This is a genomic window from Flavobacterium selenitireducens (assembly GCF_014748335.1).
Taxonomy (GTDB): Bacteria; Bacteroidota; Bacteroidia; order Flavobacteriales; family Flavobacteriaceae; genus Flavobacterium; species Flavobacterium selenitireducens.
Map to the genome: position 1 here is coordinate 144,664 of NZ_JAAVIY010000009.1, position 13,382 is coordinate 158,045.

Annotated in this window: 15 protein-coding genes and 1 pseudogene; 1 reads left to right on the forward strand and 15 read right to left on the reverse strand. The window is 45.7% G+C overall.

All coding sequences use genetic code 11. The annotated features are described in order from the left end of the window. The first annotated feature begins 157 nt into the window (after positions 1-157). Positions 158-514: a hypothetical protein gene (locus HC229_RS13440; RefSeq protein WP_191021013.1), complete on the forward strand. Its 357-nt coding sequence runs from the start codon at positions 158-160 to the stop codon at positions 512-514. Between the two features lie 748 nt (positions 515-1,262). Here the strand turns inward: HC229_RS13440 and HC229_RS13445 are convergent. The 15 genes and pseudogenes from HC229_RS13445 to infA form a co-directional block, all read right to left on the reverse strand. Further along, on the reverse strand, positions 1,263-2,651 hold the full coding sequence (locus HC229_RS13445) for a T9SS type A sorting domain-containing protein (RefSeq protein ID WP_191021014.1): 1,389 nt from the start codon (positions 2,649-2,651) through the stop codon (positions 1,263-1,265). Positions 2,652-2,815: 164 nt separating this feature from the next. After that, positions 2,816-3,919: a hypothetical protein gene (locus HC229_RS13450; RefSeq protein WP_191021015.1), complete on the reverse strand. Its 1,104-nt coding sequence runs from the start codon at positions 3,917-3,919 to the stop codon at positions 2,816-2,818. 156 nt (positions 3,920-4,075) lie between these two features. After that, a complete protein-coding gene (locus tag HC229_RS13455) occupies positions 4,076-4,825 on the reverse strand; it encodes a LytR/AlgR family response regulator transcription factor (RefSeq protein WP_191021016.1) in 750 nt (249 codons plus the stop codon). 9 nt (positions 4,826-4,834) lie between these two features. Further along, positions 4,835-6,823 carry a tetratricopeptide repeat protein gene (locus HC229_RS13460; protein ID WP_191021017.1) on the reverse strand — a complete coding sequence of 663 codons (1,989 nt, stop codon included), beginning with the start codon at positions 6,821-6,823 and terminating at the stop codon, positions 4,835-4,837. 247 nt (positions 6,824-7,070) lie between these two features. Then, complete coding sequence (locus HC229_RS13465; protein WP_191021018.1) at positions 7,071-8,123, reverse strand: DUF5694 domain-containing protein; 1,053 nt, start codon at positions 8,121-8,123, stop codon at positions 7,071-7,073. Between the two features lie 201 nt (positions 8,124-8,324). Further along, positions 8,325-8,783, reverse strand: a complete 459-nt coding sequence (locus HC229_RS13470) for a hypothetical protein (RefSeq protein ID WP_191021019.1) — start codon at positions 8,781-8,783, stop codon at positions 8,325-8,327. Between the two features lie 192 nt (positions 8,784-8,975). Next, complete coding sequence (locus tag HC229_RS13475; RefSeq protein ID WP_191021020.1) at positions 8,976-9,251, reverse strand: hypothetical protein; 276 nt, start codon at positions 9,249-9,251, stop codon at positions 8,976-8,978. Between the two features lie 153 nt (positions 9,252-9,404). Continuing rightward, positions 9,405-9,782: a hypothetical protein gene (locus tag HC229_RS13480; protein WP_191021021.1), complete on the reverse strand. Its 378-nt coding sequence runs from the start codon at positions 9,780-9,782 to the stop codon at positions 9,405-9,407. Positions 9,783-9,976: 194 nt separating this feature from the next. Continuing rightward, positions 9,977-10,453, reverse strand: a pseudogene (gene rplQ / locus HC229_RS13485) (50S ribosomal protein L17); the annotation flags it as partial. Between the two features lie 29 nt (positions 10,454-10,482). Further along, positions 10,483-11,475: a DNA-directed RNA polymerase subunit alpha gene (locus HC229_RS13490; protein WP_191021023.1), complete on the reverse strand. Its 993-nt coding sequence runs from the start codon at positions 11,473-11,475 to the stop codon at positions 10,483-10,485. 20 nt (positions 11,476-11,495) lie between these two features. Next, positions 11,496-12,101, reverse strand: a complete 606-nt coding sequence (rpsD, locus tag HC229_RS13495; RefSeq protein ID WP_191021024.1) for a 30S ribosomal protein S4 — start codon at positions 12,099-12,101, stop codon at positions 11,496-11,498. Positions 12,102-12,267: 166 nt separating this feature from the next. Then, positions 12,268-12,651 (reverse strand): 30S ribosomal protein S11, encoded by a 384-nt coding sequence (gene rpsK / locus HC229_RS13500; protein ID WP_191021025.1) that lies wholly within the window; start codon positions 12,649-12,651, stop codon positions 12,268-12,270. 9 nt (positions 12,652-12,660) lie between these two features. Then, complete coding sequence (gene rpsM / locus HC229_RS13505) at positions 12,661-13,035, reverse strand: 30S ribosomal protein S13 (protein WP_191021026.1); 375 nt, start codon at positions 13,033-13,035, stop codon at positions 12,661-12,663. Positions 13,036-13,037: 2 nt separating this feature from the next. Then, the gene (gene ykgO, locus HC229_RS13510; RefSeq protein WP_002987490.1) at positions 13,038-13,154 is read right to left on the reverse strand and encodes a type B 50S ribosomal protein L36; all 117 of its coding nucleotides are present in this window, start codon (positions 13,152-13,154) and stop codon (positions 13,038-13,040) included. 12 nt (positions 13,155-13,166) lie between these two features. Beyond that, positions 13,167-13,382: a translation initiation factor IF-1 gene (gene infA / locus HC229_RS13515; RefSeq protein WP_026714631.1), complete on the reverse strand. Its 216-nt coding sequence runs from the start codon at positions 13,380-13,382 to the stop codon at positions 13,167-13,169.

Consider the following 13,382-nt stretch of genomic DNA (forward strand, 5'->3'; position numbering starts at 1 on the left):
TTAGTTTATTGATTAGTGGTATTCGCTTATTGTAAAAAAAATCTGCCAAACATACTGAAATATTTTTCGCCGTTTTTGGAGAAAAATATTTTTTTATATAAAAAGAAATATTACAGATGCAGGTCTCCTAAGTCCGTGAAAATCCGCCGCTAAGAATTTGAGCATTCCCGACATCTCCCTCCGCAAAAATCCGCGCATCCGCGGCCAAAAAATTAAGTCTTCCATTCATCCGCAAACATTCGCACATCCGCGGCAAAAAAATAAGCTTATTCAACTCTCTATCCGCCAGCATATGCACATCCGCGGCAAAAACAACAAGCCTCTCGACATCCGTCCACAAACATTCGCACATTCGGGCAAAAAGACAACTTCTCGACATCCATCGCCACATTCGCACATCCGCGGCAAAAAAATAAGCTTATTCAACTCTCTATCCGCCAGCATATGCACATCCGCGGCAAAAACAACAAGCCTCTCGACATCCGTCCACCAACATTCGCGCATCCGCGGCTAAAGGAATAAGCCTTTTTACATCCATCCGCCAACATTCGCACATTCTCGGCTAAAAAAATAAACTTATTCAACTCTCCATCCGCTAGCATTCGCACATCAGCGGCAAAAAAAATTAAGCTTTTCAACCTCTCCATCCGCAAACATTCGCACATCCGCGGCAAAAACAACAAGCCTCTCGACATCCGTCCACCAACATTCGCGCATTCGCGGCCAAAAAATTAAGTCTTCCATCCATCCGCAAACATTCGCACATCCGCGGCTAAAAAAATAAACTTATTCAACTCTCCATCCGCTAGCATTCGCACATCCGCGGAAGAAAAAAATTAAGCTTTTCAACCTCTCCATCCGCAAACATCCGCGCATTCGCGGCTAAAAGAATAAGCCTTTTGACATCCATCCACGAAAATCCGCGCATCCGCGGCCAAAAAATTAAGTCTTCCATCCATCCGCAAACATTCGCACATTCGGGCTAAAAGAATAAGTCTTTTGACATCCATCCGCCAACATTCGCACATTCGCGGCTAAAAAAATAAACTTATTCAACTCTCCATCCGCTAGCATTCGCACATCAGCGGCAAAAAAAATTAAGCTTTTCAACCTCTCCATCCGCAAACATTCGCGACCTAAAAACCGACATTCTAACGACTTACATTGCCAAATAACCTTAGCCGCGAATACGCGAATTGTCTTTAAACCCAAAGCGCCTGCCTATCAAAAGCAGGCGCTATGTTTGACTTAAAATCGCGGCCTTAGTTTTTAACGAACTTTTTCACCTCGCGCGATGATCCAGCCTGAATCTCAACAAAATAAAATCCGCTGCTCAGGGAGCTCAAATCGATTTTACAATCTACGACCGCTATCGGGAAGGTCGCATTGGCCACCAGCTTCCCGCTGTTATCAAAGACTTTGTAACTGTCGATGGCTTTCGTCGAAGCGACGTTGAGCTCTGAAGTCGCCGGGTTCGGATATACCGTAAACTTTTCGGCCGTATTTCCCGGTGTCGACAAATCGGTAGCGTTGTTTTTGAACCATCCGAATTCGTTTTCGGTGTTGTAGAAAATGTCGAGATCTCCGTCCTCATCGATATCGAAAAATACCGTACTTCTTAGCTCTCCAACGATCGTGGAATTTTGGGAAATGGCAATCAACGTCGGGTCGACTTCGCCAACGCCCGTTCCTTTTCTGTAGTTGATATTGCCGTATCTGTAATAGACGAGATCCTGAAAACCGTCCATGTCCAAATCTACCGGGCCCGCAAAATTGTAGTTGTTGCAACCCGTCAGACTGATCGGCGTCATCCCTGAATAGACATTATTTCCGAAATTCTTTATCCAATAGCCGCCGCAATCTGAACTGTCGCTGACCACGTCAACGTTACCGTCGTTATCCATATCCACCAAAAACGATTCGTAGAGATAAGGCGACCCTGTGCTTGAATAGAGGTTCGTCTGGACAAAAGCGTTGTTTGCGTATTCGAATTGGATGACTTTCCGGATTGTGGTCCCGCCCATTGAAACGATCAGGTCCGTAACCTGGTCATGGTCGAGATCGCCAAAAGTCAGCGAGTAAATGTTGTCGCCCGGAGCGTAGAACATGCTATCGTACACAAAAACGCCGTTGCCCGTATTGCGCAGGAAGTGCAGGCTGTCGCCACTCAATTGGGCTACGATAATATCTTTCTTGCCGTCGTTGTTCATGTCGCCGACTTGGAATGTCGTCATATAGCTGTTGTACGGCAGGCCGACCTTGGAACCGAAAAAGCCGCTGCCGAGGTTTTTGATCCAGGACATCCCGATTTCACTGTCACCCACGACCAGGTCCTTTTTGCCGTCGTCGTCAACGTCGAGCAATTTCACCTCGGCAATGTCTTCGTAATTGGAATTGATCAATGTTCTTGGTGAAAAATTCTCGTTTCCAAGATTCTTGTACCAGAATACCTCGTTCGCCGAAGACGAAACGCTTCCGGTCGACCGTGTCCCGATGATATCGATGTCACCGTCTTCGTCGATGTCTTCGAAAACAAAAGAATTGACGTAAGTGGCACTTGGCGCGATCAGCGTGCGGGTGCCGAATTGTTGGGCATTAGCGCCGATAAATGCTTGGGAGGCAATAAAAGCGAATAGTAATTTTTGTTTCATTTGTTTTAAAAATTTTAGGTTGGCGCGAATTTAGAATTTTATTTTGCAGAAAACCGAAAGTAGGAAAAATATTATTTTTTGTGTCCCAGCTGCGTTCGGACAGAACCTGAAGCCTGCCCGAAAAGCGTCAGCCGGTACCACTACTACTAATTATTAACCAAATACTATTTTTCCAACTTCATCCAGAAGTAATCGTTCCATCCTTCGATCAATCGCGTCGGATCGGTGTTTTTGGCGCGGTCCTGTTCGGGGATCTGGACTATTTTCCTGTCCTTCACGTTGAAGTTGTACTTTCTCGGCTTGGCTTCTCCATCGACGGAAAGTTCAACCCTGTAAGCGCCATCCGTCAGGCTCGCAAATTTGATTTCGCCTGGTTTGTCGACGAGTTTGAACGCGCACTGGACTTCATTCCATTTGGCTTGTTCTACCTGTGCGGTACTCGGCCCATTGCCGTAATTTTGCGCGAACAATTTGTTGTCTTTGAATATCTTAGCCGACCATTTGACGCTTTTGGTGGTTTTTCTGGCATTGGCGGGATCCGGCTTGAACTCCTCATGGGTAAGGTAAAAACCAAACAGCAAATTGCCCGTGTCCGCATAATTCATGTAGGCGAAGTTATTCCAAGGGCCGCGGGTCACCCACAATTCCTTGATCGCTCCATAAGGGTCGTCATTGGTCAGTTTGTGAAGCTCGAAGTCGAACGCATAGAACATTTTGTCGCCGGCGTAAAAGTCAAGTCGGTAATTTCCAGGTCCCCAATCGGTAATGAACGATTCGCCCCAGCCTACCCATTCACCGTCGCGTTTGTAACGGCTTTTCGGAGGGTTGAACTTTATTTTCTTGCCGTCGTCGAAAACCTGGTCGCCTTCGTACTCGAAGTAATTCATGTATTGATTGTCCTTATACACTTTGATCTTTAAGAATTCGGACTGATCGGCAATGGGATTGACTGCCTTTCCATTAGCGGTCTTCAGCGGAACGAACGTCGCAGTATAGTGAGCGACATGCCCGTCGGTCGTTCCATAAAGCAGGGAGTTGAAGGTTACCGCCGGTGTTTGCGCAAAGGTGTTCCAGTCCAGTTTGAGTCCGCCGGCAGCACTTCCGCCTGCGTTCTTTTTGGCGCCCTTGATCGCTTTATTTGCAGATGATGCCGTCTCGGCGACGTTTTCCGCCTTGTCTTTGTTGCTTTTGAGTTTCCCTAATAATTGCGCATTGGCATTGGTCAGGGAGAGCAATGACAATCCTATAAGCACTACTTGTTTTTTCATTTGTTTGGATTATTAGTTACCGACAAAACCGTCGAGTGACGGAATCGCGATGCAATAATAAATCAAACAAAAACGGGAATTTCGGTCAATGGAGGAGCGTCCGGCTTTGACCGATTAACGTTGCGTATCGCCGGACAAACGTTTTTGCGAAATTGGCTAAAGACTGTCGAGCAAGACCAAAAATTCTTCTTTTTTGCGAACCGACAGCGGAACCGACGACTTGTTCTTCATCACGATCGTATTGCCGCCTTCCGATTTGATGAAGTGATCGAAGTACGTCATGTTGATCAAATGCGATTTGTGCGTCCTGAAGAAATTATGCGGGCCCAACAACGTTTCGTATTCCTTGAGATTGGTCGACACCACGAGTTGGGGCGCGTTGATGAAATAAAACGTCGTGTAGTTTTTGTCGGATTCGCAGTTGATGATATCCTGGATGTTTACCGAATAGATCTTGTCGGCTGTTTTGAGCACCAGCTTTTGGAGGTTTTTCGGACGCTCGAGATTGGTGAACAAATTGTGGAGCTTCATATCGAAAACCTCCGTACTCAGCGCGTGTTCGGCCTTTTTGACGGCTTCGACCAATTCCTTGCCGTCCAACGGCTTTAACAAATAATCTATGGCCGAGAATCGAAAAGCCCTGATGGCGAAGTCCTCGTAACCGGTGATGAAAATTACCTTGAATGCTATCGGACTCAACTTTTGCAGCAAATCAAACCCGGTTCCATCAGGCATTTCGACATCGAGAAAGACCAAATCGGGCGTCAGCTGTTTGATCAGTTTTACGCCGGAAGCCACCGAATCGGCTTGACCGACAATGGAAATGCCGGGACAGTTGGCCCTGATGATGTTGATGTTTTCCTTTCGGATTTTTTCGATGTCGTCTATGACAATAGCTCGTAACATGACGGGGCGTTAATTTTCGTAAATATAGGGAACCTCGAAAACAACTTTGGCTCCGTTGATTTTTCCTTCGGGATTCAAAAGGTTGTCCGTTTGCACCACAAAATCCTTGTTCTTGGTGTAATTGACCAGTCGTTCTTTGGTAATGGTCATGGCCAGCGACTTGTGGTTGCTTATCTTTTTGTCGGTGTCGAATCCTTTGCCGTTATCGGTGACTTCGAAGAACAATTTGTTTTGCTGCAAAAAGAAATGAACCGCTATTTTTCCGTTTTCCGACATATTGCTGAGCCCGTGTTTGATCGCGTTTTCTATAAACGGTTGCGCGAGCATAGGCGGTAAAAAGATCGATTCGACATCGATGTCTTCCTCAACGATCACGGTAAAGGTAAATTTGTAATCGTACAGGAGTTGTTGTATCGAAAGGTAATTCTCGATCATTTGGACTTCTTCCTCGAGCGCGATGTAGTTTTCGTTGGAGTTTTCAAGGATTTGTCGGGTCAAGGTCGAAAATTTGCCCAAATAATCCACCGCTTCGTCATTCTGTTTGTTGTTGATCAGGCTTCGGATATTTTGCACCGAATTGAATATGAAATGCGGGTTCATCTGGGTAATGAGTAGTTTTTGCTTGATTTGGTTCTTTTCCAAATTCGCGATGGATTGTTTCTGTTTGCTGTTCCGGTAATAAAAATAGCCACCGGCCGAAAACAGTACGAGAACCGAGGAAAGTCCTAAAAGCAAATTGTTTTTTTCGGCGGTTTTCTTTTCAGCGTCTAGTTTGATTGCGTTCAATTTCTTGCCTTGGACAAGTTTTTCGTTCAATTGCTTTTTCTCGAAATCATAAACCAATTGCTGTCGCGCCAATTTGTTTTTGGACGAATCAAGGGCCGCTTTTTTCTGGGCTTGCAGTTTGAGGTCGGATACTTTTTTGTCCTGGACGATTTTTTGTTGCAGCTCCTTTTTCTCGAAATCGTACTTAAGTTGTTGTTGCGCCAACGCATTTTTCGATGCTTCAACTTTGCTGGAATCCTTTAGCTTTTCCCTGAATTCCTGTATTTCAAGCGCTCTCTTAAAGTCTTTGTTTCCTTTGCTGATCTTGAGTAGAAAATTGGCCCCCGATTCCTGAAGGTCGATGAATTTGTTCTCAACGCTGATTGAAAATCCTTTTTCTGCGTAGGCACTCGCCTTCGCAAAATCTTCTTTTTCAAGGTACAGGCGTCCCAGTGCGAGATTCAGGTGTGCCTCCGACAATTTGCTCATAGGAGTATTGACCATTTCAAGCAGTATCGTTTCGGCTTCGTCATACCGGTTTTGGTCCAGCTTTACCATTCCTAATTTGGTATACACGAGTCGTTCATTGGTCTTATCGCCTGTTTTTTTGCTTAGTGCAAGTGACTTCTGATAGCACTCCACGGCTTCTCCATACATTTTTAATTGCTGGTAAGAATTTCCCATCGAGCCGTAAACACTGACCTTCATATTGTTTTTTGCATGTTCAGCCATGTCGGGATCAGCATTGTAATATTCGATTACCTTTTTATAATAGGTGATGGCCTCTTTATGTTTTGCCTGTTTGGCATAAATATTTGCAAGGGTCGATGTCGCGTAGGCAATTTGACTAAGATTGTTCGCTTTGTTTTTTTCGTAATACTTCAAGGCATCGAACAAGCACGAGACCGCTCTTTCTGTTTGGTTGGTCCTGTATAAAAACTGCGCCTTTATGATGTACTGGAAATACATATTGTAATCATCGCCGATCGACCTGTATGCGGTGATCGCCTTATCGATATACCCTACAGATTTGTCGGCCTTGCCGGTTACAAATTGTTGGATGGCAACACCGGAGTAATGCGTTGCGAGGTACGAGGTAGCCGATTCATATACAGAGGCGTTTTTCGATTTTTGGTTTTTCAGGGCCAGTTCTCCCATCCAATTATTCAGGTAGAAATAATTTGGATTGTTCTGCGTATACTTTGTCTTCATCAAAGTGACAATGGCACTCATTTTTGTGGTGTCATGAATTTTCGAATTTCCGAAAACCATTTTTAAAGAGTCAATGTTCTTGTCCTGTGAATAGGCGAGCGAAAAAACAAGAAGGAGTGCAACGAAAAGTGCCGACCGGGTAATCTTGTACATATTTGATTAGGCAGGTTTGATGAGTGGCGGTAAAAGTAGGAAATTTTAAATATTGGCGAGACATATGAGCCCATGCAAATCCAGGTCGATTTTGGGTTTTTCCGTACCACCTGGACTAATCTGCGGAATCGATTCCGGACACCGAAACGCCTTTGATTCGAATGAATGCATCGGTCATAAAAGCCCTGTGGTTCGCCCCGACTATTACCACTATCCGTTTCACGCGTTGTGCCCTGGCGCGTTCGACGACATTCGCACACATCCCTTCGTTTCGTTTAAGCCACCAATGGAGTTGCGATAACATTTCCTGTTTAGGAAAACCTTTGATGTCGTACATTTCCTCAAAATAGAAGTCGCCCGATGCCAAAATAGCCGAAGCTTCCGGTGTATTGAGCCATTCGGTAAAATTTGTGGCGTTTTTCTCTGCCTGTGCGTAGCGCTCGAATCCTTTGTCTCTCCTATCGAGCATCGCCTTCAAGACGTTTGATGTGCCGCCCGAAGCGTCTTTTTTGAATGCTTCGAACTTTGCGTGGAATGCCGCCGCCGCCGCCGACCAGTTCAGGTCGTAATCCTGGCAATCCATCGGAAAAAGCTCTGCCATGCCCAGTTCTGCCATCATCGGGAATGCAATAAGGTCGTACTCGGATGTTTTCAACCGCGTCATGCTCCGGCCGCTGACATCGAGTTGCGGAGCCAACACTTTCGCGAGGTAATTTTCAATTTCCTGATTTGGCGTTTTCCGAAGATGATTGAATACCTTCCAAAACTGGAAATGACCGTTGGCCACATCCTGATTGAGATAGTAGGCATGGGCAAGACCAATCTTCAGGCGGAAATCTGCCGGATGTTGAACTGACAGGCGCTTTAGGCTGTCTATTGTATTTGGAAGTCTTGCCGTATCGATATCGCGGTTGGCGACCAGTCTATCGAGACGTTTGAGATTGTCCTGTTTGCACCAGTAATCGGCAAGTAGCCGCTCGTCTTCCTTACTGACGAATTCCCCAAAAAAAGCCTGAGGCTTGAACTGCCTGATCTTCGAGTAAATTCCCGTCACGTCCTGGGTTGGAGATTTTCCGTAATTGTGAGATACGCCAATGAGTAAAATGTCAACTTTCTGGCTGAACCCGTTGAGCGAGGCGATAAGGAAAAAATAAAAAGCGTATTTCATAGTAGGCGTAGCGGAACAAATTTGGGAGAACACGTCACGCCCGAAGATAAGGAAATTCGCTTAGCGTAGGAAAAATCTTTAGCGACGCACTTAACGACCTCGCCTTTGCCTGCGGTTTTACAGGATCATTTGAAGGACCGGTTTTATAAGGATACGACGCAAATGAACTGTTTCGAGTTAGGGCATTGCATCAGTAACCGTTTAAAACTTCTCAACAGCCGGCTTCTTTTCCAACAACAACTGGTTCAGTCGCCGGAAAGCGTTCATAAGCTGCTCCCCTACGGCATAATTGCGGATGTCCATTTCAAGATTTTGCTTGGCCCATTTGTCGGCCGCCGGGTTTACGAGCAGGTCCGCCCAAATTATCAACTCGGCAACGTCTCCTGGCTGTTTGGTCGGCCCTTTATAGCGGTAGATGTGAGTAAAATCCCAGACGTCAGGCGTCTCCGCCATTCGACCAAACAATCGGTTCTCGGTCGTTATTTTCAGCAGGTCGCCGTCAAAATCGGCCCTGAGTCGCCGTGTGTCGGAATTTTGTTTCCAACCGTACTCATTAATCATCCTGACGATATAATCCTTTGTTTCTTCGAGCGACCTTTCGGTTTGTGCAGCAACGCTACCCGTGCAAAACACAAGAATGACGATAACGATTTTTTTCATTTGTCCCTGTTAAGCAAAACTTCAAGAAAAAGTGACAAGCGTTTTGGCAACGCTGTCGACCGTGAGGCGCAATTACTATCATGGTGACCTCCGTATGAACATCGCGACTGTGCTGCTAATATATTGATTTTTAATCAAATAAAATCCCAATATAGACTCAACAGAGCCGACCATCTGTCCCAAACGAAAGAGTCATTGGCATTGGCGTTGGAAAATCACGGGAAACCCATCCGGTCCATAAACAGGTTCCTGATGAGATTCATACAATACATCGCCGACTTCCGGTTGCGGAGGAGGTGACACGACCATTTTGACCGCAAACGATACGTTATTCGAAAAAGCGGCATAAAACGCGCCCTCAATGGCAAAATGACCTTTTAGCGGATTGGGCGTATCGTCATAGTTTGAGTACAGAAGATTCGTCGTATAAACGGTCTGTCCAAACTCATTTTCGTGTATTCGTTCCACACGCTCGAGATTGCCATTCGCAGACAGGTAGAACGTCCTGGACACGGAGCCGTCCGCAACCCGTCTTTCCAATACCTTGGCCGGCGAATAGTCGTAATAGAATTCTTCGTGGCGTAAAAATGGGAAAGTAACGGTACTTTTTCGGTACTTGAGCTAGCCCGAACGGACGACATAGCGGTGAACTTCCGGATTTGGGTCAGAGTTGGCCGATATCACAACCGTAGTGGTATCTCCGGAATACGAAAAGTGGTTTTCCGCTTCTTCCAAAAGTATGTAGGTCGCATCGGGAAATCCCGGAAAGCGGTAATGTCCGCCATAAGATTTGGAGATCCGGCCGTGATCGTATTCGAAGGTGACGTATCCCGGAAACGCAGGATCTACCGTATTTTGCACGAGCGCCAATTTGTCGTTGTAATTCAGCGCGCTGATATGGCAACCGCTGATGCGGCACGTATCGTTTTGCGAATCGTCGCCTGGACCGCACCCTACGGCAGCCAACGATACAACATAAAAAAGCCAGGCATATTTCATCCGGAAAAGATAAAAAAAAAGGGACAAACCTAAGCTCGTCCCTTTTTTATATCAAAAAGAAATTACTATTCTTCCTTCTTTTCTTCTGTCGCATCAGCAGCAGGAGCTTCAGGAGCCTCTGTTGCAGGAGCTTCGGCAACCGGAGCTGCTTCTAGCTCTGCTTCTGGAGCGTCAACTGTCGGCTCTTCGACCTCGGCAGCCGGAGCAGCTTCAGTTTTAGCAGCTGGAGCGGCAGCAGTAGCCGTAGCTTTTGCTTTTCCGCCACGACGGCTTCTTCCTTTTTTCTCTTCTTTCTTGCCTCCGTTGTACAATTCGTTGAAATCTACAAGTTCGATCATCGCCATATCGGCGTTATCTCCCAAACGATTACCCAACTTGATGATACGGGTGTATCCTCCCGGACGGTCGCCCACTTTGGCTGCTACGTCGCGGAACAAATCGGTAACCGCGTATTTGTTGCGAAGGTATGCGAAAACGATACGACGGTTGTGTGTCGTGTCGTCTTTTGACTTTGTGATAAGCGGCTCAACAAAAACCTTAAGCGCTTTTGCTTTAGCGACAGTGGTGTTGATGCGCTTGTGCTCGATAAGGGAACAAGCCATGTTCGCCAACATAGCCTTACGGTGGCCAGTTTGTCTGCTAAGGTGATTAAATTTCTTTCCGTGTCTCATTGTATTACTTTTTTAATTCGCGCTGCGAACTAGTCTTTATCTAATTTATACTTGCTTAGATCCATTCCGAAAGTCAGGTTTTTCTGAGCGACCAATTCGTCAAGCTCAGTCAATGATTTCTTACCGAAGTTGCGGAATTTCATCAAATCGTTCTTGTTGAAAGAGACAAGGTCTCCCAAAGTATCCACTTCTGCCGCTTTCAAACAGTTCAGTGCGCGTACCGACAAGTCCATGTCGACCAATTTGGTCTTAAGGAGCTGACGCATGTGCAACGACTCTTCGTCGTATGATTCTGTTTGTGCGATTTCGTCCGCTTCAAGCGTAATGCGCTCGTCGCTGAACAACATGAAGTGGTGGATCAAAACTTTGGCGGCTTCGGTCAACGCGTCTTTAGGGTTGATGGAACCGTCAGTCTTGATTTCAAAAACCAGTTTCTCGTAATCGGTTTTTTGCTCGACGCGGAAGTTCTCGATGGCGTACTTCACGTTCTTTACCGGAGTAAAGATCGAATCCGTAGCGATGGTACCGATAGGCGCGTTTTGCTTTTTGTTCTCTTCGGCAGGAACGTAACCACGTCCTTTTTCGATAGTCAACTCCATGTTGATGTTGACTTTGCTGTCGAGATTACAGATTACAAGTTCCGGGTTCAATACCTGGAAACCAGAGATGAATTTCTGGAAATCACCAGCGGTAAGCTGATCTTTTCCTGAAACGGAAATGGTAACCGACTCGTTGTCTACGTCTTCAATCTGGCGTTTGAAACGCACCTGCTTCAGGTTGAGGATGATTTCGGTCACATCTTCCACAACTCCTGAAATAGTGGAGAATTCGTGATCTACACCTTCGATGCGTACCGAGGTGATTGCATATCCTTCCAGTGCGGAAAGCAGGACCCTTCTCAAAGCGTTACCAACAGTCAATCCATAGCCTGGTTCAAGAGGGCGAAATTCGAATTTGCCTTCTGAATCAGTTGAATCGATCATGATAACCTTATCGGGTTTCTGAAAATTAAATATTGCCATAATTTCGACTGCGTCAGTTATTATTTGTTGTACAATTCGACGATTAGTTGCTCCTTGATGTTTTCAGGGATCTGAAGACGTGCAGGAACAGAAACGAAAGTACCTTCCATTGTTGCTTGGTTCCAAGTGATCCACTCATATACATGAGAAGAGGCTGCCAAAGCGTTCGTGATCGTCTCAAGTGATTTTGACTTTTCGCGGACGGCAACTTTGTCACCAGCTTTCAAGTGATAAGAAGGAATGTTCACCAACTCGCCATTTACTGTGATGTGGCGGTGTGAAACGATTTGACGGGCTGCACGGCGAGATGGAGCGATTCCCATACGGTAAACCACGTTATCCAAACGTGCCTCGCAAAGCTGGATCAAAACCTCACCGGTTACACCACGTGAAGCGGCAGCTTTTTCGAACAATCCGCGGAATTGCTTCTCCAGAATACCGTAAGTGTACTTCGCTTTTTGCTTTTCCATCAACTGTACTGCGTATTCTGATTTCTTACCTCTCTTTTTTGCAAGGCCGTGTTGCCCTGGAGGGTAATTCTTTTTTTCGAAAGACTTGTCGTCTCCGAAGATCGCCTCACCAAATTTACGGGCGATTTTAGTTTGTGGACCAGTATATCTTGCCATTTCTAAAATTTTTGGAAGCGCGGTTATGAATTCAGGTCAAATCCTTCGATAACCATTTGCGACTTCCGGGTTATACTTAATTATAATTTGGTTTAAAGTTTAAAGTTTAAAGTTGTTGACTGTTGCGGCCAAACCTTAAACCTTAAACTTTAAACCTTAAACTTTGTTATACGCGACGTCTCTTTGGAGGACGACACCCGTTGTGCGGCATTGGCGTAACGTCGATGATCTCAGTCACTTCGATTCCGCTGTTGTGCAAAGAACGGATCGCAGACTCACGTCCGTTTCCTGGTCCTTTCACATATACCTTCACTTTTTTCAAACCTGCTTCCATTGCAACTTTGCTGCAATCCTCAGCGGCCATCTGTGCTGCGTACGGCGTGTTCTTTTTAGATCCACGGAAACCCATTTTACCAGCTGAAGACCAAGAGATAACTTCACCTTTCTTGTTTGTCAAGGAAATGATGATGTTATTGAAAGTGGCGCTAACGTGGGCCTCTCCTGTAGATTCAATTACGACTTTGCGTTTTTTAGCTGCTGCTTTAGCCATCTCTACTTATTATTTGGTTGCCTTCTTCTTGTTAGCAACAGTTTTACGTTTACCTTTTCTCGTACGTGAGTTATTCTTGGTGCGTTGGCCACGAAGCGGAAGTCCTGCTCTGTGACGGATGCCGCGGTAACAACCGATATCCATCAAACGTTTGATGTTCAAAGACGTCTCAGAACGAAGTTCACCTTCGATCTTGTAGTAGGAAACGGCGTCACGGATAGCTCCGATCTGGTCGTCATTCCACTCTTGTACTTTGATGTCTTCGCTAACTCCGGCTTTAGCCAGGATCTCTTGCGCACGGCTTCTACCTACTCCGAAGATGTAAGTCAAAGCGATGACGCCTCTCTTGTTTTTTGGGATGTCTACCCCTGCTATTCTTGCCATAATTAACCTTGTCTTTGTTTGAAGCGTGGATTCTTCTTGTTGATTACGTATAATCTTCCTTTTCTGCGCACAATGATGCACTCTGCGCTTCTTTTCTTAACTGATGCTCTTACTTTCATTATGTAATGCTTTTAGTATCTGTATGTGATTCTTGCTTTGGACAGATCGTACGGGCTCATTTCCAGTTTTACCTTGTCGCCCGGAAGCAACTTGATGTAGTGCATGCGCATCTTGCCGGAAATGTGAGCGATCACGACGTGGCCGTTTTCTAATTCGACGCGGAACATCGCATTCGACAATGCCTCGATGATGGATCCGTCCTGTTCTATTGCTGATTGTTTGGCCAT